The sequence below is a fragment of the Pseudopedobacter beijingensis genome, assembly GCF_042678145.1.
In the GTDB taxonomy this organism is placed as follows: domain Bacteria; phylum Bacteroidota; class Bacteroidia; order Sphingobacteriales; family Sphingobacteriaceae; genus Pseudopedobacter; species Pseudopedobacter beijingensis.
The window spans coordinates 171974-194644 of the sequence record NZ_JBHUDG010000002.1 but is presented as its reverse complement, the minus strand read 5'-3'; the positions used below and the strand labels follow the sequence as shown (position 1 = coordinate 194644).

At 37.6% G+C, this 22671-nt stretch carries 19 protein-coding genes and 1 tRNA gene; 12 read left to right on the top strand and 8 right to left on the bottom strand.

All coding sequences use genetic code 11. The features are described from left to right. Positions 1 to 3: 3 nt before the first annotated feature. The 8 genes from obgE to ACFSAH_RS01755 form a co-directional block, all read right to left on the bottom strand. The gene (gene obgE / locus ACFSAH_RS01790) at positions 4 to 999 is read right to left on the bottom strand and encodes a GTPase ObgE (RefSeq protein WP_379660970.1); all 996 of its coding nucleotides are present in this window, start codon (positions 997 to 999) and stop codon (positions 4 to 6) included. A 101-nt stretch (positions 1000 to 1100) separates the two neighbouring features. Then, the gene (locus tag ACFSAH_RS01785; RefSeq protein ID WP_379660969.1) at positions 1101 to 1673 is read right to left on the bottom strand and encodes an adenylate kinase; all 573 of its coding nucleotides are present in this window, start codon (positions 1671 to 1673) and stop codon (positions 1101 to 1103) included. Positions 1674 to 1735: 62 nt separating this feature from the next. Then, a tRNA-Arg gene (locus ACFSAH_RS01780) sits at positions 1736 to 1809 on the bottom strand. A gap of 617 nt (positions 1810 to 2426) precedes the next feature. Further along, positions 2427 to 3413, bottom strand: a complete 987-nt coding sequence (floA, locus tag ACFSAH_RS01775) for a flotillin-like protein FloA (RefSeq protein ID WP_379660968.1) — start codon at positions 3411 to 3413, stop codon at positions 2427 to 2429. Between the two features lie 6 nt (positions 3414 to 3419). Continuing rightward, the gene (locus tag ACFSAH_RS01770; protein ID WP_379660967.1) at positions 3420 to 3884 is read right to left on the bottom strand and encodes a peroxiredoxin; all 465 of its coding nucleotides are present in this window, start codon (positions 3882 to 3884) and stop codon (positions 3420 to 3422) included. Positions 3885 to 3935: 51 nt separating this feature from the next. After that, positions 3936 to 4844 (bottom strand): SDR family oxidoreductase, encoded by a 909-nt coding sequence (locus ACFSAH_RS01765; protein WP_379660966.1) that lies wholly within the window; start codon positions 4842 to 4844, stop codon positions 3936 to 3938. 134 nt (positions 4845 to 4978) lie between these two features. Beyond that, positions 4979 to 6280, bottom strand: coding sequence for an SGNH/GDSL hydrolase family protein (locus ACFSAH_RS01760; protein ID WP_379660965.1), 1302 nt, complete (start codon positions 6278 to 6280; stop codon positions 4979 to 4981). A gap of 30 nt (positions 6281 to 6310) precedes the next feature. After that, entirely contained in the window at positions 6311 to 7534 is a 1224-nt protein-coding gene (locus ACFSAH_RS01755; protein WP_379660964.1) for an OmpP1/FadL family transporter, read from the bottom strand. Between the two features lie 463 nt (positions 7535 to 7997). Here ACFSAH_RS01755 and atpD point away from each other — a divergent pair, with 463 nt between their 5' ends. From atpD to leuD, 12 genes are all read left to right on the top strand, one after another. Next, positions 7998 to 9506, top strand: a complete 1509-nt coding sequence (atpD, locus tag ACFSAH_RS01750; RefSeq protein ID WP_379660963.1) for a F0F1 ATP synthase subunit beta — start codon at positions 7998 to 8000, stop codon at positions 9504 to 9506. Between the two features lie 91 nt (positions 9507 to 9597). Beyond that, positions 9598 to 9849, top strand: a complete 252-nt coding sequence (gene atpC, locus ACFSAH_RS01745) for an ATP synthase F1 subunit epsilon (protein WP_379660962.1) — start codon at positions 9598 to 9600, stop codon at positions 9847 to 9849. Between the two features lie 507 nt (positions 9850 to 10356). Further along, positions 10357 to 11235: a branched-chain-amino-acid transaminase gene (gene ilvE / locus ACFSAH_RS01740; protein ID WP_379660961.1), complete on the top strand. Its 879-nt coding sequence runs from the start codon at positions 10357 to 10359 to the stop codon at positions 11233 to 11235. Next, a complete protein-coding gene (ilvD, locus tag ACFSAH_RS01735; protein WP_379660960.1) occupies positions 11235 to 12911 on the top strand; it encodes a dihydroxy-acid dehydratase in 1677 nt (558 codons plus the stop codon). The genes ilvE and ilvD overlap by 1 nt, the downstream gene beginning before the upstream one ends. Beyond that, positions 12880 to 14628 (top strand): biosynthetic-type acetolactate synthase large subunit, encoded by a 1749-nt coding sequence (gene ilvB / locus ACFSAH_RS01730; RefSeq protein WP_379660959.1) that lies wholly within the window; start codon positions 12880 to 12882, stop codon positions 14626 to 14628. Before ilvD ends, ilvB begins: the two co-directional genes overlap by 32 nt. A gap of 13 nt (positions 14629 to 14641) precedes the next feature. Further along, the gene (ilvN, locus tag ACFSAH_RS01725) at positions 14642 to 15244 is read left to right on the top strand and encodes an acetolactate synthase small subunit (RefSeq protein WP_379660958.1); all 603 of its coding nucleotides are present in this window, start codon (positions 14642 to 14644) and stop codon (positions 15242 to 15244) included. A 4-nt stretch (positions 15245 to 15248) separates the two neighbouring features. After that, positions 15249 to 15722 carry a DinB family protein gene (locus ACFSAH_RS01720; RefSeq protein ID WP_379660957.1) on the top strand — a complete coding sequence of 158 codons (474 nt, stop codon included), beginning with the start codon at positions 15249 to 15251 and terminating at the stop codon, positions 15720 to 15722. 29 nt (positions 15723 to 15751) lie between these two features. Then, entirely contained in the window at positions 15752 to 17233 is a 1482-nt protein-coding gene (ilvC, locus tag ACFSAH_RS01715; RefSeq protein WP_379660956.1) for a ketol-acid reductoisomerase, read from the top strand. A 139-nt stretch (positions 17234 to 17372) separates the two neighbouring features. After that, positions 17373 to 18845 (top strand): ATP-binding cassette domain-containing protein, encoded by a 1473-nt coding sequence (locus tag ACFSAH_RS01710; RefSeq protein ID WP_379660955.1) that lies wholly within the window; start codon positions 17373 to 17375, stop codon positions 18843 to 18845. Between the two features lie 133 nt (positions 18846 to 18978). Continuing rightward, positions 18979 to 20484, top strand: a complete 1506-nt coding sequence (locus ACFSAH_RS01705; RefSeq protein WP_379660954.1) for a 2-isopropylmalate synthase — start codon at positions 18979 to 18981, stop codon at positions 20482 to 20484. Positions 20485 to 20513: 29 nt separating this feature from the next. Beyond that, positions 20514 to 21908 (top strand): 3-isopropylmalate dehydratase large subunit, encoded by a 1395-nt coding sequence (gene leuC / locus ACFSAH_RS01700; RefSeq protein ID WP_379660953.1) that lies wholly within the window; start codon positions 20514 to 20516, stop codon positions 21906 to 21908. A 128-nt stretch (positions 21909 to 22036) separates the two neighbouring features. Next, positions 22037 to 22633: a 3-isopropylmalate dehydratase small subunit gene (leuD, locus tag ACFSAH_RS01695; protein ID WP_379660952.1), complete on the top strand. Its 597-nt coding sequence runs from the start codon at positions 22037 to 22039 to the stop codon at positions 22631 to 22633. Positions 22634 to 22671 lie beyond the last annotated feature (38 nt).

Genomic DNA, 22671 nt, shown 5'->3' with positions numbered 1-22671 from the left:
AAACTATTCATTTATCGCTTTCCATAACAAATCTTTCAGCTCTGGAAGTCCTTTCTGCGCTACTGATGAAATAAACACATAAGGTAATTCTGGTAAGTCTATTTTCATTTCTGCTTCCAGTTCTTCATCCAACATATCTGCTTTGGTTATGGCCAATATTTTTGGTTTATGCAGTAATTCTGAATTGTATGCTTCTAGTTCAGATAAAAGAATTTCATATTCTTCTTTGATTGAACGATGGGTATCTGCAGGTACCATAAACAACAGAACAGAATTACGTTCTATATGCCTTAAAAATCTAAACCCTAAACCTTTCCCTTCGGATGCTCCTTCTATAATGCCCGGAATATCGGCCATAATGAAAGATTTGCCTCCACGATAAGATACTATTCCTAAGTTAGGGACGATGGTTGTAAAAGGATAATCTCCAATTTCTGGTTTTGCTGCTGTAATAACAGATAGTAAAGTAGATTTACCTGCATTAGGAAAACCAACCAAACCTACATCGGCCAATACTTTTAACTCTAATATTTTCCACTCTTCCTGTCCTGACTCGCCTGGTTGGGCATATCTGGGTGTCTGGTTTGTGGGTGATTTAAAGTGCCAGTTACCCAAGCCTCCTCTTCCTCCTTTTACCAGAACTTTCTCTTCACCATCCTTAGTAATTTCAAACAAAACCTCTCCGGTTACTGAATCCTTAGCTACTGTTCCTAAGGGTACCTCCAGTATCTCGTCTTTTCCGTCTCTTCCTGTTTTAAGCGCACTTCCGCCAGACATACCATGTTCTGCTATGACATGCTTACGATATTTGAGATGCAATAAAGTCCATAACTGTGCATTACCTTTTAGAATCACATGCCCACCACGTCCGCCATCTCCTCCATCAGGACCACCTTTTGCCGTTCTTACATCTCTGTGAAGATGTGCTGACCCTGCACCTCCATTTCCTGAACGTCCACATATCTTTACGTAATCTACAAAATTTGATCCTTGTGACATGATTTTCTTAAGTTTTGCTTTAAATAGAAATTGCAGTTACCGGATAAGCAACTGCAATTTGAAATAGTAAAATATAATCCTTAAAGTAATCTAAACAGAGCTTAATAAGCATCTACTACAGTAACAATGTTGCCAAATATATCTTCTATACTGCCAATACCGTTAATTCCAGTAAGTTTGCCCTGTCCTTTATAATAATTTGCTACCGGAGCAGTTTTATCGTTGTATTCTTCTACTCTCTTTTTAATGATTTCGGGATTTTGGTCATCCGGACGACCTGAATCTTTTCCTCTCAGAAGAAGACGTTTCTCTAATTCTTCGTTATCTACCTGTAAGGCGATCATTCCTGAAATAGAAGCTCCTTTTGATTCTAACAGGTTATCTAAAGCTTCTGCCTGAGCTACTGTTCTTGGAAACCCGTCGAATATAAATCCCTTTGCATCTTTATTAGCATCTAATTTATTGCTAATCATCCCAATAACCACTTCATCCGGAACCAGTAACCCCTGATCCATTAATTTTTTTGCCTCTAATCCAAGAGTGGTGCCATTGCTAATCTCTGCTCTCAGGATATCTCCTGTTGAAAGATGAACCAACGCATATTTGTCGATCAACTTCTGAGATTGAGTACCTTTGCCTGCCCCTGGAGGGCCAAATAATACTAAATTAAGCATAGTTTTTGGTTTGAAATTAAAAAGCCTTTCTGCCTAAGGCAAAAAGGCTTTGATTTTATCAGTGGACCTGAAGGGAGTCGAACCCCTAACCTCCTGATCCGTAGTCAGGTGCTCTATCCAGTTAAGCTACAGATCCGTTTACTCAATAAACATCTAAGATGTCCACTAATTCCCGCATTTGGGATTGCAAAGATAGACAATAGGATGATTACTGCAAATTTTATTTTAAAAATTTAAATATCGGATGTTTGTGAACCGCTTCTATCGTTCGAATGCTGTTATAACTCAGGCTTACTCTACTCCTTCGCTCGACATTCTCAATGTAACCAATCTATAGAGATATATGAAATCAAAATCCAAGCTTTTCAAGCTTGCTACTCCCACTATACCAGCACTTTACTCCCAGTATACTCCCACCTTAGTTCCACTTTGAAGTATTGCACTGGTTTCAAGATAATAGTAGCGAGCAGTAACTAGCCGGACTTGAAGATTAGCTAATTAAATTCAGGATGACGAAATATCCTCCCTTATTCGCCCTTTAGGCACCTTCTCCCCAAGGTAGAAGGACATCTTAGGAAAGAACGCTGTTAATAAAGCGAAGAAAGATAACTTAATAAAAAGAGGCTGCACCAAAAATAATTTGTCATCCTGAGCGAGTCGAAGGATCTTTCAGGAGCGTTTAGGAATGAGATTTCTCCTCCTACAAACTTACGATGACAAGGTTTCTTATTTTTGATACAGCCCTACTGTCAATTACTTCTTATCAGTTTTGCCTAAAGATCCCGGCTTGGCAATAGAACCTCTCATTTCCGTATCTGCCTGGATATTCTGCATTTTATAGTAATCCATAATTCCCAAATTACCATTTCTGAATGCCTCAGCCATAGCTAAAGGAACCTGTGCTTCTGCTTCAATTACTCTTGCTCTGGCATCCTGTGCTTTTGCTCTCATCTCTTGCTCAAAAGCCACAGCAATAGCTCTTCTTTCTTCTGCTTTTGCATTTGCTACTTTTAAATCGGCTTCTGCCTGGTCTGTTTGCAGTTTGGCACCAATATTTTCACCAATATCTATATCTGCAATATCGATAGAAAGTATCTCAAAAGCTGTTCCGGAGTCTAGACCTTTGGCTAAAACCACTTTGGATATAGTATCTGGATTTTCTAGAACTTCTTTGTGGCTATTAGAAGAACCAATAGTACTTACTATACCTTCGCCTACCCTTGCCAAAATAGTTTCTTCTCCGGCTCCACCAACCAATTGGTTGATATTTGCTCTTACCGTTACCCTTGCTTTAGCGATTAACTGAATACCGTCTTTGGCTACCGCTGCAACCGGAGGTGTATTAATAACTCTTGGATTTACTGATAACTGTACTGCCTCAAATACATCTCTACCGGCCAAATCAATTGCTGTAGCCAACTTAAAATCCAGTGAAATATTTGCTTTATCTGCGGATATTAATGCTTTAATAACATTATTCACATGTCCACCAGCCAAATAGTGTGTTTCTATTTCGTTAGATGTAATATTTAAACCGGCTTTGGTAGAGGTAATCATTGCATTTACGACCAAAGAAGGTGGAACACGTCTTAACCTCATCAGTACCAGATTCAAAAGATTAATCCTTACTGAAGAAAGCTGTGCTGTAAACCAAAGATTTACCGGTAAAATATAAAAGAATAGAGATATAGCTATTACAGCCCCTACTATGATAAAAATTATGTTTATTGATCCATCCATTCTTTCTTATTTTTTTATCAGTTCGTCAATGGCCTGAAAATTTGGTAACTGGTGAGCATCTTCTAAAACTTCGGCGTATATGATGTTTTGATTCTCATCAATAACAAATGCAGAACGTTTAGCCACTCCCTTCAATCCTAACACAAAGTCTTCATAAAAAGCTCCGAATGATTTGGATACTTCTTTATTAAAATCCGACAACAGTGGAAACTGATAGTTGTTTTCTTCTTTAAATTTGGCCAGGGTAAAAGGAGAATCTACAGATACACCTAAAACCTGAGCATTTATTCCTTCATAAAAACCAAAATTATCTCTTAGAGTACACAATTGGGTTGTACAAACTCCCGTAAATGCTAAAGGAAAAAAGTGAATGACTACTTTTTTGCCAGCAAAATCGCTTAAACTTACTTCTTTAGCTTCTGTATTCAGCAATGTGAAATTTGGAGCTTTATCTCCTACTTTTAATGCCATATTATTTATTTTTTATGATGCGTTATTAATTACTGTATAATTACAAAAAATTTATGAAATATCTTTTAATTGTTTTTCCATGATACGGATACCTTCCTCGAACGTATGAGGCGTATAACCTAATTCTTTAATAGATTTATCCAGAACAAACCCCGTTTTAACCGGTCTTTTTGCTGCCTGATTTAAACTTTCTGATGATATTGGATTGATCAGCGATTTATCTAACCCGTAATAATCTGCCACTCTTTCCACGAGTTCCAATATACTCATTAAATCTTTCCCTGAAGCATTGTAAATTCCCTGAGCTTGTTTTTCTACGGCTAGCAGACAAATATCAGCAAGATCTTCTGCCAGAGTAGGCATCCTCCATTGATCGTTAACCACATTAATAGGATTTCCCTTCTCTAAAGCTCCTTTTGCCCAAAGTATAATATTACTTCTGCTCATATCGTTCACAATACCATAAACAATAATGGTTCTTAATATTGCATAGTTTATCCCTGACTTTTCCAATAGCTTTTCTGCTGCTAATTTAGATTCGCCATAATACGATAGCGGATTGGGAGTCGCATCTTCTGTATAAGGGCCATCAGCTCCATCAAAAATAAAATCTGTGGACAGATGAATTAAATGGATATTTTCTGACCTGCAAACATTTATCAGATATTGAACTGCAGTAACATTTAATAACCAACAAGTATCCCGCTCGGTTTCGCAGGTATCTACGTTTGTCATTGCTGCTGTATTAATAATAGCATCGGGACGATGTTTTGAAACTACCGAGGCGATGCTTTCTTTATCGGTAATATCCATTTCTTCGTAAATATATCCTGCCTGAATATGATGTCTGTTCTTACCCTTTCCAGTAGCTATAAGCTCAAATTGATTATTTTTCAATATGGCATCAGTAAGTTTTTGACCTAACAGGCCATTACTGCCCGTTACTAAAATTCTCTTCATGTTCCGAAATTAATCTTTTGAACGGAAAGGAACAATTACATTATGTAATACTGGAATTCAAAATACAGCTAAAAAAAGAAAGGACACTGCAATCAAGTGTCCTTTCATAAATTTGAAATTGTTGTATTGGTAGACTAAGGAAATTTCACTCCCGAATAATTAGCAACATTTACAGGTGGTATAGTTGAACTGTATTTTGCGTTAATTGCTTTGATAAATTCATTAGCTATAACAGCATTTCCAATCGGGGTAAGATGTACGCCATCCAGAGAGAACGCATTTCCGGTAATGTAAGATGAAGAAACATGGATCCCATCATAATCCTTACCTGATTTTATGTCATTCAATATTGTATAAGTGTCTACCAGTGCCAAACCCTTAGCTTCTGCTATTTGTTTTATAGAGTTATTATAACTGGTCACATAATCTTTAGCAATACGAACCTCTTCTTTATCTAGAACATATTTATTTTCTATAGGTAAATTTTGATCTAAGCCATAACCCGGCCCACTACCAATTACCCCAGTATCAAAAGTTAATATGATTAAATCTTCTGCGGTAGCTAATCTCGCCTGATAAGTATTGGTCGAGGGGTTTAAAGCATTGATAAATATGCCCGGTAAGTTAGCCGTTTGCGGATTGGCTTTTAGTCCAGCATTAATTAAAGCAACTGTTTTGGTATTAAAAAACGGAACTGATGTTACATCAGGAATTGTGGCTACCGCTCCTTTTTGTCCTTTACTGGTTAAGCTGGTAATAAAGGCTGTGTATAATTGAGCAAATTGTGTTTTATCTGTCCTTTGCTTAGTAGGATCTGTCCCTGCATCGCCACCTGCGGTTGCCCAGCCCAAAATATCGTTATTACCCAACCAAAAGGAAAAAAATGTATGATTTCTGTTTTGTATGAAATCAAAATAAGTGGTATTATCGACTTGATTACTATTCAATAATCTTTCGAAATACATATTAGCTCCGCTAAAGGTTGGTGCAGCATATCCTAAATCTAACCTCATTCCCGGAATTCCCAAATTTTGCACCTCCTCTGTATGTTTGGTTAACAGGAGTGGCTGTTGACTTCTATATGCTAACTTATCTGCCACTGGAGTTACAATAGGAGTGCCGTCAGCATTAAAACCTGTTAGTTTAACATAACCAGATCCATCAGATTGCGCATCTGTAAAGAAAGGAGATGTAAAGTTGCCACCACCTACGGCTTTCATCTGTGCAGCTATTAAATTAGGATAAGCCACCTTCTGTCCTTCTAAATAGAGTCCATTATCTGCATATCCTGCAGTCAGGGAATTACCTACAGCAATGTACTTGGAAAAATCGGCACTCCCTTTAGAAAGTTCTGGTGTATCAATAGTGGGTTTACATGAAACTACAGCTAAAAAAGACAGACTATAGATCCAGGTTTGTATATTCTTAATTTTCATTTTATTCTGGTTTAAATACGTAAAAAACAATTACCATCTATAAGCCAGGGATATTCCCGGAATATAAACATCAGATTTAAATGTACCGGACAACTGTGTTTCATAATTGGTCTCTGTCAGTTTTTTCAGTCCTTCATACATAAAGGAAACATCCACACCAAATTTCGGGGTAAAGCTATAACTTAAACCCGCTGTAAGCACAATTCTATCCGCATCGGGCACTTCCGGAGTCACATAACCTAACTTTACCGGAGTAAACACGTAACCGGCTCCTGCCCTAAAAGCAAATTTCTCAGATGTGGTGTGTTGAAAACCAAATTTCACAGAATAGCCATCTCCATAATTTCTGGGAGAAGAAGTATTGGGTACTCTTGTATTATTATCATATTTAAAATCCAGGCTTTTGTATACTTTCCAATCTGTCCAACTCAAATCTAAGGCCAGTAAAGTTTTCTTACTCGCTTCGTACCCCAACCCCAGCGTTAATGTCCCTGGTAAAGGCAACTCTGAATTAAACTTAGTAGGAAATGTAGGTTTTAAAGAATTAGCCACATCAAACATAGCGTCTCCATCTTCAACTTTTGTTACCACTTTAGATTTATAGGAGATACCTGCCGAAATACCGTTATCACTCTTCATGTAAATACCAGCATTCCAACCGTAAGCGTTTCCGCTGCCCTTTAATTGTGCACTACCGGCTTCGCCTGCATTATTAGAAATAGGCACTCTTCTTTTCAAATCTACGATACCGTGATTGAACACAAAACCAGCACCAACGCCTATATTTTCTGAAAGTTTAACACTTAAAGTAGGCTGTATATAAATTGCTTTTAAGTCTAAAGAAGTGATTGTATACTTTCCGCTCCAATCGTCTCCCCAATTATTTAAGCCTCCAAAAGGCGTATACACCCCTAAACCTAGTTTATATTTTCCGGACTTTGGCCCCCACACTCCATAAACCTGAATAGGCGTAGCAATTTCGTCTTTATTATACTCTACAGTATTTGAACCCGATTGCAAAAATGCCGACTTGAAGAAAACGGGGCTTATACCCGCAGAAATAGCATTACGCTGCAACATACTGACAGCACCCGGATTATAATAAACAGCGGCCTCGTCTAAGGCTAACCCTGACCCTGCGCCCGCCATTCCTATTTGCTTTTGCCCCTGTAAATTAACCTGAAAGCCCTGCGCCAAGGCGGCTCCGGAAGAAATACCTGTAAAAAGCATCCCAAAGATTAGTTTTTTTACCATAGTAATTGATTGTAGGTTTTAAATTGACAACTTATTATGCTAACATAATAAATAAAAATTAAAAAATAAAAAATCGTAACAAGAATTTTGCAATTGAGATTTAACTCAAATAAACATCATTCTATCTGCATCTTTGAGCTTTAGAAAACCAGTCCTTCGGAATAAAAGACCTTTCAGTCCAATGAAAATTCTTTTAAAGAATCTAAGCAATGGACTACTAGAAATCGTGTAAATATAGTTTTTCATAAGTAGATATTTTTTTAGTTTTTATAGCAAGATTCAAGCCATAATTATCTTTACTTATACTCTATTTTTTAATGCAAGCCTGTTTTATTTAAAAAATATAAAATATTTATTGAAAATTGGTTTTGAATTAAAGTAATAAAATGTAATTTCGCACACTCAAAGTAAAAGCCTTAAAAGGCTTAAAAACAAGTGATTTTAATAAAAATTGTCATATAACATGCCAAACATTGGAAAAATAGCACAAATCATTGGCCCAGTAGTAGACGTTAGCTTCTCTGCCGAAGGTTCTAAGCTACCTAAAATTTACGATGCCTTAGAAATTCGTAAAGAAAATGGTCAAAAAATTGTTTTAGAGGTTCAACAGCATCTTGGTGAAGATAGGGTAAGAGGAATTGCGATGGACTCTACAGACGGTTTAGTGAGAGGAATGGATGTAGTTGATACAGGCGCTCCAATCAAAATGCCTATTGGTGAGAACATCAAAGGACGTGTATTCAACGTTGTTGGTGATGCTATTGACGGTATTGAAGAATTAGACAAAACTAATGGTAAGTCTATCCACAATGCACCTCCTAAATTTGAAGACCTTTCTACTGAAAACGAAATCTTGTTTACAGGTATTAAAGTTATTGACTTAATTGAGCCTTATGCAAAAGGTGGTAAAATTGGTTTATTTGGTGGTGCGGGTGTAGGTAAAACCGTATTAATCCAGGAACTAATTAACAACATCGCTAAAGGACACGGTGGTCTTTCTGTATTCGCTGGTGTGGGTGAGCGTACTCGTGAGGGTAACGACTTACTTCGTGAGATGCTAGAGTCTGGTATTATTAAATACGGTGATGACTTTATGCACTCTATGGAAGAAGGCGGATGGGATCTTTCTAAAGTTGACAAAGAATTAATGAAAGACTCTAAATGTACTTTCGTTTTCGGTCAGATGAATGAGCCTCCTGGTGCGAGAGCACGTGTTGCTTTATCTGGTTTAACCGTTGCAGAATATTTCCGTGATGGTGAAGATGATGGACAAGGAAAAGACGTATTATTCTTTATTGACAACATCTTCCGTTTTACGCAAGCGGGTTCAGAGGTATCTGCGCTTTTAGGTCGTATGCCTTCTGCAGTAGGTTACCAACCAACATTAGCAACAGAGATGGGTGCGATGCAAGAGCGTATCACTTCGACGAAGAGAGGATCTATTACATCTGTACAAGCGGTTTACGTTCCTGCGGATGACTTAACTGACCCTGCTCCTGCTACAACTTTTGCTCACTTAGATGCCACAACAGTACTTTCACGTAAAATTGCAGAGCTAGGTATTTACCCTGCTGTGGATCCGTTAGATTCTACTTCCAGAATCTTAACTCCTGCAGTTGTTGGTCCAGAGCATTATGCTTGTGCACAAAGAGTAAAAGAAATCTTACAACGTTATAAAGAACTTCAGGATATTATCGCCATTTTAGGTATGGACGAGTTATCTGAGGAAGATAAATTAACTGTAGCCAGAGCAAGAAGGGTACAACGTTTCTTATCTCAACCTTTCCACGTTGCTGAGCAGTTTACAGGTTTAAAAGGTGTTCTTGTAGACATTAAAGATACTATCAAAGGTTTCAACATGATTATGGATGGTGAAGTGGATGAATATCCTGAAGCAGCATTCAACTTAGTTGGAAGCATTGAAGACGCTATAGAAAAAGGTAAAAAATTATTAGCTGAGGCAACTGCTTAAATAGAATCAGGTAGTTAGTATCAAGTATCGGGACGTTTTCGATTATCTTGAATCTTGATACTAAATACTTTCTACTAGATACTTAAAGAATATGATTTTAGAAATATTAACTCCAGACAAAAAGGTATTTGACGGTGATATTACTTCGGTAACAGTACCTGGAACACAAGGTTCATTTGAAGTATTAAAAAACCACGCCCCTATTATTTCTACTTTGGATAAAGGTAAAGTAGTGGTTAGAACTGCAGCAAACACCGAACAAAAATTCAGTATCACTGGAGGAGTTATTGAAGTTATAAACAACAAGATTATATTGCTTGCAGAAAGCGCTATTGAGAAATAGTATTCTGAACATAAAAACACAAAAAAGGTTAGCTGAAAAGCTGACCTTTTTTTATGTCCTCAAAGTAGTGTTTTCATCAACTTTTTTGAGCACACAACCCATTTCAGGAAGAAATCGGATCAGTTATTATGTATGCATAGCAATTATACCGAATACCGTTTTGATGTTTGGTTCAAATCAATAAGAATATTATTCTGCGTAATATAATTAAAACAAAACAAAAACTACACCTATACAATAAATGTAAATTTAAATTTTTTTTTATTTTTTTTTTATAAGGTATTGACAATCAATCAGGGATACACTACCTTACAACTATCAAACATTAAAAAAGAAATATTTTAACAAACATGCTTGGTCTCATTCTCATATTAAACATAGTGGTCTTACTCTTAATTTTGAGTGGCAGTAGCAAGGCATGTTTTAAATAAGCTATAAATGATATTTGGAAATGCCTTCTGTAAAACTAGAAGGCATTTTTTTTGACAAAGCGATAATTGTAACAAAATGAAAAAATTCATATACTCGAAAGGAAAATTTGTAGAATCTGATTCTACCGGTATAGATATTTTCAGTCAAAGTATACATTATGGCTTTGGGGTATTCGAAGGAATGCGCTCCTACATTACGGATCATGGTATCAAGATATTCAAAGCAAAAGAACATTTTGAAAGATTACTAAAGTCATGCGAAAAAATAGGCATTCCTTTTAAAGCTGATATTTATGATTTAATAAGAGCCAGCTACCACCTTTTAGAGCTTAACAAGCTAGACAATGCCTATATCAGGCCAATAGTAACAACAGGCAGAGGCATGGATCTGAAGGTGAATGACACGGCTGAAATTACCATTATTGCATGGGAGTGGGATTTTTATAATGGCAATAAACTATTAAGTACCTGTATATCACCGCACAGAAGACCCAGCCCTACAACCTCCCCTATTAATGCTAAAATCACAGGCAATTATATAAACTCTATTATTGCCACTACAGATGCTGTTAATAGAGGATTCGATGATGCCATACAGCTTGATGAACGTGGGTATGTTGCTGAAACACCGGGTGCAAATCTTTTCTGCGAAAAAGACGGTATTATTTATACTCCTGCAGTATCGGATTACATATTGCCAGGGATTACACGCAACACCATCATTAAGATAGCACATTCTTTAGAGATAGAAGTCGTAGAAAAAAACATTTCCCCAGAAGAATTCATAGATGCAGACAGTGCATTTCTATGCAGCACCGCTGCAGAAGTTGTAGGCATCGGTTCGGTGGACAATATCCCTTTCCGATTAAATTTCGAAGATAGCGTTGGGGCTACATTACAAAGAGCGTATAAAAAATTAGTACTAGATAAATTAAGTTACAAAGTGATTATATAATGGAATTAAACAAGTACAGTAAGACAATTACTCAGGACAAAACACAACCCGCCTCTCAGGCGCAACTTTATGCCATAGGCTTAACTACAGCTGATATGTCTAAAGCACAGGTTGGTATTGCCAGCATGGGTTACGACGGAAACAACTGCAACATGCATTTAAACGGCTTAGCTGCCGAAGTTAAAAAAGGCGTCTGGGATAATGGTCTGGTCGGTTTAACATTCCATACCATTGGAGTAAGCGACGGTATTACCAACGGTACAACCGGTATGAGATATTCTTTGGTATCCAGAGATTTAATTGCAGACTCAATAGAAACTGTTACTGGAGCACATTTTTATGATGGTTTGATTACCGTACCTGGTTGCGACAAAAATATGCCTGGTTCTTTAATTGCAATGGCCAGATTAAACCGCCCTTCTATTATGGTGTACGGTGGTTCTATCCACCCTGGAGAATATAAAGGAGAAGCGCTTAATATTGTTTCTGCTTTCGAAGCATTGGGCCAGAAACTAGCAGGCAATTTATCTGATGATGATTACCAGGGAGTTATTGAACACGCTTGTCCCGGAGCCGGAGCTTGTGGTGGAATGTATACTGCTAATACCATGTCATCAGCAATTGAAGCTATGGGCATGAGCTTACCTTACAGCTCATCTAATCCGGCATTAAGCCAGGAAAAAATAGATGAATGTAAAGAAGCAGGAAAATACATCAAAATCTTATTAGAAAAAGACATTAAGCCAAGCGATATCTTAACCAGAAAAGCTTTTGAAAATGCAATTACGGTAATTATGGTTTTAGGAGGAAGTACCAATGCCGTATTACACATGATTGCTATGGCTGATTCTGTAGGTCTCGAATTAACGCTAAAAGATTTCCAGAATGTTAGTGATAGAATTCCGGTATTGGCAGATTTAAAACCAAGCGGAAAATACCTAATGGAAGATCTTCACAATATTGGTGGTGTTCCTATGGTGATGAAGTATCTTTTGAAAAAAGGATTAATTCATGGAGATTGTTTAACAGTAACCGGAAAAACGATTGCTGAGAACTTAGAGTCTGTACCAGATATCGAATTTGAGAATCAAAAAGTTATTTTCCCTCTGGAAAACCCTATCAAAGCAACCGGACACCTGCAAATGCTTTACGGAAACATCGCTAGTGAAGGCTCTGTAGCCAAGATTTCGGGTAAAGAAGGGGAGCGTTTTAAAGGAACAGCCCGTACATTCAATGGTGAAAAAGAATTAATACAGGGGATTTCCTCTGGAAAAGTTAAAGCTGGGGATGTTGTGGTCATTCGTTATGTAGGACCTAAAGGTGGGCCGGGAATGTCAGAAATGCTAAAACCCACATCAGCAATTATAGGTGCTGGCTTAGGGGCTTCTGTAGCTTTAATTACTGACGGACGTTTCTCTGGTGGTACGCATGGTTTCGTTGTAGGTCACATTGTACCTGAAGCTTATGAAGGTGGTAATATTGCCTTAATTCAGGATGAGGATATTATTGAAATTGACGCCACTACCAACACCATTAATGTATTGCTTTCTGACGAAGAATTAGCAGCCAGAAGAGCAGAATGGAAACAACCAGAACCTCCGGTTAAAAGAGGGGTATTGTATAAATATTTTAAAAGTGTAGAAAATGCAACAAAAGGATGTGTTACTGACCACTAGTTCAGAAGAAACTGCTACAGTAGCAGCTCAGCAGCTAAAAGGTCAAGAAATTGTACTTAAGTGCCTTATCGAGGAAAATGTTGATACAATATTCGGCTATCCCGGTGGTGCTATTATGCCTATATACGATGCTTTATTTGATTACGAAGATAAGCTACAACATATTCTGGTTAGACACGAACAGGGTGCTACGCATGCCGCACAAGGCTATGCCAGAACATCGGGTAAAGTAGGTGTAGTTTTCGCTACCAGCGGACCCGGTGCTACTAACTTAATTACAGGCTTGGCAGATGCGCAGATAGATAGCACCCCAATGGTTGCTATCACCGGACAAGTATTTGCCCACTTATTAGGAACAGATGCTTTCCAGGAAACTGATGTGATTAATATCACCACACCGGTAACTAAATGGAATTATCAAATTACCGATGCTTCCGAAATTGAAGAAGTTATGGCTAAGGCTTTCTACATCGCAAGAACAGGAAGACCGGGGCCGGTATTGATTGATATAACTAAGAACGCACAGCTACAACTGACAGAATATTACGGTTATAAAAAATGTGACCATATCAGAAGTTACAGACCTGCTCCAATTGTAAGAAAAGAATATATTGAACAGGCTGCCGAATTGATCAATAAAGCTGAAAAACCTTTTGTTTTATTTGGACAAGGTGTATTATTAGGTAATGCAGAGGCAGAGTTTAAAGCTTTTGTAGAAAAAGCAGGTATTCCTTCTGCATGGACAATTATGGGAGCAGGTGCAATCCCTACAGACCACGAATTAAATGTAGGTATGTTAGGTATGCATGGAAACTACGGCCCTAACGTATTAACCAACGAATGTGATGTACTCATTGCTATTGGGATGCGTTTTGACGATCGTGTAACCGGTCGTTTAGACAAATATGCTAAACAGGCTAAAGTGATCCATTTAGATATTGACCCGGCGGAGATTGACAAAAACGTAAAAACAACCGTTCCGGTTTGGGGAGATTGTAAAGAAACTTTACCACTTTTAACCGAATTGGTTGATAAAAAGAAACATACAGCCTGGTTACAAAAGTTCAGAGATTACGAAAAAGAAGAAGTTTCTGAATGTATAGACAAAGAAATCAACCCGAAAGAAGGTGAGATGACTATGGGCGAAGTGATTAATTTACTGAATAAACTTACTCATGGAGATGCTGTAATTGTAACTGACGTGGGCCAGCACCAGATGGTAGCTTGTCGTTATGCTAAGTTCAATCATACCAGAAGTAATATCACCAGTGGTGGATTAGGCACTATGGGGTTTGCGCTTCCAGCTGCTATTGGAGCTAAATTTGGCGCACAGAACAGAACCGTTGTTGCTATCATCGGAGATGGTGGTTTCCAAATGACACTTCAGGAATTGGGTACCATTATGCAAAGCGGGGTAGATGTTAAAATTGTTATCTTAAATAACCAGTTCTTAGGAATGGTTAGACAATGGCAAGAGCTTTTCCACGACAGAAGATATTCTTTCGTAAATATCACCAGTCCTGACTTTGTTGCTTTAGCAAAAAGCTATTATATAGACGGGCAAAAAGTTTCTGAAAGAGCACAGTTACAATCTGCTTTAGAAACGATGTTAAACCACAAAGGCTCTTACCTTTTAGAGGTTATGGTTACCAAAGAAAACAATGTTTTCCCTATGGTACCTCAAGGATGCAGCGTAAGTGAAATCAGGCTTAAATAATTAGTAAATCATTATGGACGCAAAAATAGAAAAGCAGGAATATACCATCACAGTTTATACCGAAAACCAAGTTGGTTTACTGAGCAGAATTGCGATTATATTTAGCCGTAGAAAGCTAAATATTGAGAGCCTAAACACCTCTCCTTCTGAAGTGGACAGCATTCATAGATTTACTATTGTGATACATGAAACGGAGGAAGTGGTTAGAAAAGTAGCCAGACAACTGGAAAAACAAGTAGAGGTTCTGAAAGTATATTTTAATAAGAACGAAGAAATCATCTGGCAAGAATTGGCACTTTATAAAGTACCTACAGATATTATTGCAGAAAAAGCCAGTGTGGAACGCTTGTTAAGAGAACATGGAGCCAGAGCTGTAGTTATCAGAAAAGACTACACTGTTTTTGAAACTACCGGACACAGGGAAGAAACTGATAAATTGATTGGGGTATTGCAACCTTATGGTTTAATTGAGTTTGTGAGAAGTGGAAAAGTTGCTATTATTAAAAATAGTGAGGGGTTCCACTCCAAACTGAAACAATTTGAAAACAGGCTTCCTGGTGAACATGCTTCGGAAAACGAATACCTGAATAAAAGAGATAAAGTGTTTACGATGTAATGATATGACAGAGCAAGTTTTTAATTTCATTATCCAAACACGACAGGCATTTATTCAGTTGGTAGACTCTCTTTCAGTAGCAGAACTCAACCAAATTCCTGAAGGTTTCAGGAATAATATCATCTGGAATTTTGGGCACATAGTTGTAAGTACACAAACGCTTTGCTATGTTCGCACCGGAATTAAAAATGATGCAACTGAGGTAAAGTATAACGATGATTATAAAAGGGATACAAAACCTTCCCGTTATATAAATGCTGAAGAGATTAATGAGTTAAAGTCTCTTGCTATATCAACCATCGAGTCTATTCGGGAAGATTATGAGCAAGGTGTTTTTAAAAAAGTACAATCGTTTGCTACCTTAACTTATAAAGTAGAAATGACATCTTTTGAAGAAATACTTACAACTACTGCCGGACATGACAACATCCATTTGGGTTATGCTTTAGCTCAAAAGAATTTAATAAAGAAACAGTAGAATTTTAATACAGTAATAACAACTAAAAAATGGCAAATTATTTTAACACCTTACCATTAAGAGAGCAATTGAACCAATTGGGCGTTTGTGAGTTTATGGAAAACTCTGAATTCGCAGATGGCATAAATGCTTTAAAAGGCAAAAAAATTGTTATCGTTGGAGCAGGTGCTCAAGGTTTAAACCAAGGTTTAAACTTAAGAGATAGCGGCTTAGATATTTCTTACGCTCTACGTAAAGAAGCTATCGAAGGTAAAAGAGATTCATGGAAAAATGCTACAGAAAACAACTTCAAAGTTGGTACTTACGAAGAGTTAATTCCTTCTGCAGATGTAGTAGTAAACCTAACTCCTGACAAACAACATACAGCGGTAGTAAATGCAGTAATGCCTTTTATGAAACAAGGTTCTACCCTACTTTATTCTCACGGATTCAATATCGTGGAAGAAGGTATGCAAGTTCGTAAAGACATCACTGTAATTATGGTTGCGCCTAAATGTCCGGGTTCTGAAGTTAGAGCTGAGTATTTAAGAGGTTTTGGTGTTCCTACCTTAATTGCTGTTCACCCAGAGAACGATCCTGAAGGTAAAGGTTTAGCACAAGCTAAAGCTTATTGTGTGGGTACTGGTGGCCATAGAGCAGGTGTGTTAAGATCTTCTTTTGTTGCCGAAGTAAAATCTGATTTAATGGGAGAGCAAACTATTCTTTGTGGTTTGTTACAAACAGGATCTATCCTTTCTTTCGATAAAATGATTGAAAAAGGAATTGATGCTGGTTACGCTTCTAAATTAGTACAATATGGTGTTGAAGTAATCACCGAAGCATTAAAACACGGTGGTGTGAGCGGTATGATGGACAGATTGAGCAATCCTGCTAAAGTTGCTGCTTTCAAAATCTCTGAAGAATTGAAAGACATCATGCGTCCATTATTCCAAAAACATCAGGACGATATCATGTCTGGTGAGTTTAGCAAAACCATGATGGAAGACTGGGCTAACGGAGATGCAAACCTATTAAAATGGAGAGCAGAAACAGGTGAGACTGCTTTCGAAAAAACTCCAGCCGGAGAAGTTAAAATTGGAGAGCAAGAATACTTTGACAACTATACTTTAATGGTTGCTTTCGTAAGAGCTGGTGTTGAATTAGCTTTCGAAACAATGGTTGAAGCAGGTATCAAAGCAGAATCTGCTTACTATGAGTCTCTACACGAAACTCCTCTAATTGCGAACACAATTGCTCGTAAAAAATTATTCGAGATGAATCGTGTAATCTCTGATACTGCTGAGTACGGTTGTTATTTATTCGACCAGGCTTGCAAGCCTCTATTGGCAGATTTCATGAAAACTGTTGATACTGACTTAGTAGGTAAAAACTTCAATGATGGTAAAGACGGTTCTGTAGACAATGCAGAATTAGTTGCTATCAACGAAGTTTTACGTGATCATGAGGTTGAAGTAGTAGGTAGAAAATTGCGTAAAGCAATGACTGCTATGAAAGCTATCAAAACTGCATAAAAAGCCTCACCCCTAAACCCCCTCTCCGAAAGAGAGGGGACTTTGGGACAGAGTGACTTTATTGCAAAAATTAACATATAGCACTCACCCCAACCCTCTCCTTCGGAGAGGGTTGGGGTGAGGCTAAAACAAAATTAAAATGTCTGAACCAGTCGTCTATATCCAAAACTTGAATCTAAAATACAAAAGCAAAATTGTGTTAAAGGATTTGAATTGGTCCATAAATCGTGGAGACAATTGGTTATTAAATGGCATTAGCGGGAGTGGAAAAACCTCTTTAGCTAAAATAATTGCCGGCTTACAAAATGCACCCGGAGACATAGCGATTAACTTTGATAGCAATAGCAAACATCCGGCACAGGTACTTTATGTAGAAAGCTGGTATCAATTTAAAAATGTAGAAGGTGTTGCTAATTTCTATTACCAACAACGCTATACCAGTTTACAGGTTAAAGAAACATTAACTGTTGAAGCGGATTTAAAACTTTTCGGTAAAGAGAATAATTTAGATTTTGCAGAAGCAGAAAAAATAATCAATGCTTTGGGCTACTCTGCTCAAAGAAACACCCAATTGATAGAATTATCAAGCGGAGAACATAAAAAGCTTCAACTGATAAAAGCATTGTGGCTTAAACCACAGCTTTTAATTATCGATCAACCTTATACCGGATTAGATGTAAACTCCCGTAAAAGCTTAAATCAGCTTTTAGACGAGATTGTAGCAGATGGTGTAAATTTGATATTGATTTGTAACGATAGCGAGCTTCCTGCTGCCATTAATCGTTTTGCATTATTAGAAAATGGCAAAATCACAGAAGTTAGTTCTCTACAAGAGTTGCAATCAGAAACAAATCAAACTTTAAGAGAGATGCCCGACTTCTTAAAGGTTTCTCCTGATTATTCATCAGATAGCATTGTAAATATGGTTAATATCAATATCAGCTACGGTGAAAAACAGGTTTTAAAAAACATAAACTGGGAAGTTAACAAAGGTGAAAGATGGCTTTTACAAGGTCATAATGGTTCGGGTAAATCTACTTTATTAAGCTTAGTAAATGGAGATCACCCACAAGCCTACGCTAACGAACTTTATCTTTTTGGCAACAGAAGAGGCAGCGGAGAAAGTATTTGGGACATTAAACAACGTATAGGTCTTATTTCTCCTGAACTTCATTGGTATTTCGACACCTCTTCTACTGTTTGGCAAACCGTCGCTTCCGGTCTTTACGATAACTTTGGACTAAAGCTGGAATTGCCTTATAGCAAAGCTAAACAGGTTGACGATTTGGTTAATTACTTTGGCCTAACCGATATCAAAAATGAAACCCTGAGCACACTGCCATTAGGTAAACAACGATTGGTATTATTAGCCAGAACAATTATCAAAAATCCTGAATTATTAATTCTGGATGAACCTTGTCAGGGATTAGATCAACAACAAACTAAATATTTCAACCAGTTGGTAGATGAGTTATGTAGTAACGGAATGACATTGATTTACGTGGGACATTACGAATCGGCATTACCCAATACACTTGAAAAAAGGATTTTGTTAGATAAAGGTCATGTAAAAATAATTGAAGACATCAACATTTTTGCTGAAGATGCTTAAAGCTTCGGTTATTAAATTAAAATTGAAATCAACAGTCGAGTAATCGGCTTTCAGATACAAAGAGGGATGACAATACAATCCTTCCACCAAAAAAGTAAAACTAGGCTTAGGCCTCTAAAAAATAGAAGAAAATATGATACACGATCCGAACCGCATTTATGTATTTGACACCACTCTTAGAGATGGAGAGCAAGTACCTGGTTGCCAGTTAACAACGAACGAGAAGATTGAGATTGCTAAAGAACTTGAGTTACTGGGTGTTGATGTTATTGAAGCTGGATTTCCCATTTCAAGCCCTGGTGATTTCCAAAGTGTTGTAGAACTATCAAAAGCAGTAAAAGATCCTATCATTTGTGCGCTTACAAGAGCTAACACAAAAGATATAGATGCAGCTGCGGAGGCTTTAAAATATGCTAAAAGACCTAGAATACATACTGGTATAGGTTCTTCTGATATGCATATTAAATACAAATTTAACAGTACAAGAGAAGACATTCTGCAAAGAGCGTCTGACGCAGTAAAATATGCTAAAAAGTTTGTTGAAGACGTTGAGTTTTATGCAGAAGATGCGGGAAGAGCAGACATAGAATATCTGGCAAAAATGGTAGAGGCTGTAATTGCTGCCGGTGCCACAGTAGTTAATATTCCGGATACCAACGGATACTGTTTACCAGACCAATATGGTGCTAAAATCAAGTATTTAATGGAAAACGTTAAAAACATTGATCAGGCTATTATTTCGGTGCATTGCCATAACGATTTAGGTTTGGCAACGGCCAACTCTATTGCCGGTATCATGAATGGTGCAAGACAGGTAGAGTGTACCATTAACGGTATTGGAGAAAGAGCGGGTAACACTTCTTTAGAAGAAGTAGCCATGGTACTAAAAACACACAGCTCTTTGGGTAAATACACCAATATTAACAGCAAAAAGTTTGCACAGTTAAGCGCTATGGTTAGCCGGATGATGCGTATGCCTGTACAACCTAACAAAGCTATTGTAGGTAAAAATGCATTTGCACACAGCTCAGGTATCCATCAGGACGGTGTATTAAAGTTTAGAGAGAATTACGAAATTATCAATCCGGAAGATGTGGGTATTGATCAATCTGAAATCATATTGACAGCAAGAAGTGGCCGTCATGCATTAAAACACCATTTAGAGCGTTTAGGATATGTAGCAGATAAGATTAATTTAGAAGAAGTTTACGAAAGATTCTTAATTTTAGCAGATAAAAAGAAAGAGATTAATGATGACGACTTATTGTCGTTGATGGGTGAAGGAGATAACAATTATAAAGATGGCATCCACATTAAACTATTACAAGTACAATGCGGACATCCTTTGGTACCTACTTCAACCATTCAGATTGAGTATAAAAACGAGGTAAAAGAAGCTTCTGCAACAGGAAACGGACCGGTAAATGCCACTATCAATGCGGTAAATGCCATCATCGGAAAAGATATCAACTTAAAAGAATTGCATATCGACTCTATCCACGGCGGAAGTAATGACAACTGTAAAGTAACCATGACTTTAGTTTATAACGAAAAAACGTACATAGGCTATGGTTTCCATACAGATATTGTACAAGCATCGGCGCAAGCGTATTTAGATGCAGTAAATAAGTTTATTTAATCAGTAAAAAAAGAAAACACAACATAAAGATGAGCAATACGTTATTCGACAAAGTGTGGGACAGCCACGTGGTTCGTAAAATTGAAGGAGGACCAGATGTTCTTTTCATTGACAGACATTTAATACACGAAGTAACGAGTCCGGTAGCTTTCTTAGGTTTAAAAAACAGAGGAAACTCTGTACTTTATCCTAAACGTACGTTTGCTACCGCAGACCACAATACGCCAACAATTAACCAGCACTTACCGGTTGCAGATCCACTTTCTGCTAACCAATTAAAAGCGTTGGAAGAAAATGCGAACCATTATGGCATTAGCCACTGGGGATTAGGACACCAAAAAAATGGTATCGTTCACGTTGTAGGTCCCGAGTATGGAATTACGCAGCCTGGCGCTACAATCGTTTGTGGAGACTCTCATACTTCTACTCATGGTGCTTTCGGAGCTATCGCTTTCGGTATAGGTACTTCAGAAGTGGAAATGGTTTTGACTACGCAATGTATTATGCAACCAAAACCTAAGAAAATGAGGATCAACATCACTGGAGGTCTGAATAAAGGCGTTACACCAAAAGACGTTGCTTTATACATCATTTCTAAATTAACCACCTCTGGTGCTACAGGATACTTTGTAGAGTATGCAGGTGAAGTTTTCGAAAAAATGAGTATGGAAGGCCGTATGACTGTGTGTAACCTAAGCATAGAAATGGGTGCTCGTGGTGGTATGATTGCTCCTGACGAAACAACATTTAATTATATCAAAGATCGCGAGTTTACGCCTAAAGGAGCAGCTTGGGACAAAGCAATGGAGTATTGGAAAACATTGAAAACTGATGCAGATGCAGTTTTTGATATCGAACATACTTATGCAGGTTCTGATATTGAGCCCATGATTACCTACGGTACTAACCCGGGAATGGGAATTGGTATCTCTGAGTCTGTTCCAAATGCAGAACAAGTTGAAGGCGGCGTAGCTACTTATGAGAAATCTCTAAACTATATGGGTTTCAACGAAGGTGATACTATGATAGGTAAACAAGTAGATTATGTTTTCGTTGGAAGCTGTACAAATGGTAGAATCGAAGATTTCAGAGCTTTTGCTTCTATTGTAAAAGGAAGACAAAAAGCTGATAATGTTACTGCATGGTTAGTTCCCGGATCACATATCGTAGAAGCCCAAATTAAAGAAGAAGGTATTTTAGATATCTTAACAGAAGCTGGATTTGTATTACGTCAGCCTGGTTGTTCTGCTTGTTTGGCCATGAACGATGATAAAGTACCTGCTGGAAAATACGCAGTAAGTACTTCTAACAGAAACTTTGAAGGAAGACAAGGTCCTGGTTCCAGAACTATGTTAGCTAGTCCTTTAGTAGCTGCTGCTGCTGCTGTTACTGGAAAAGTTACAGATCCGAGAACTTTAATTTAAGCTGAATTGAAGCAGAAAGCAATAGGCTTAAAGCAAAAGCAGCAAACGTAAATAATATAATTACAAACATTAAATACCCTTTATAAGCCCCTCTCTTTAGGAAAGGGGTTGGGGTGAGGCTAAAAAAAATGGCTTACGATAAATTCAATATATTAACAAGTACAGCGGTTCCTCTTCCTATCGAGAATGTGGATACCGATCAAATTATTCCTGCTCGTTTCTTAAAAGCAACAGAAAGAGTTGGGTTTGGTGACAACCTTTTCCGTGACTGGAGATACAATTCAGACGACACTCCTAAAGCAGATTTCGTTTTAAACGATGCCACTTATAAGGGAAAAATCTTAGTTGGTGGTAAAAACTTCGGTTCAGGTTCTTCCAGAGAGCATGCTGCATGGTCTGTGTACGATTATGGTTTCAGATGTGTAGTATCCAGTTTCTTTGCAGATATCTTTAAAAATAACTGTCTTAACATTGGTGTATTACCTGTTCAGATCAGCCCTGAGTTTTTAGAGAAAATATTCGCTGTAGTTTACGATAATCCGGAAACTGAATTAGAAGTAAACCTTCCAGAGCAAACCATTACTTTATTGGCAACTGGCGAGTCAGAGAAATTTGATATCAACAGCTACAAAAAAGGAAATATGTTAAACGGTTTTGACGATATAGATTACTTGAAAAGCATGACTTCTGAAATCGAAGCTTTTGCTGAAACAAGACCATTTTAATTGAAATTGAATTAACCGCAAAGGACACAAAGAGCACA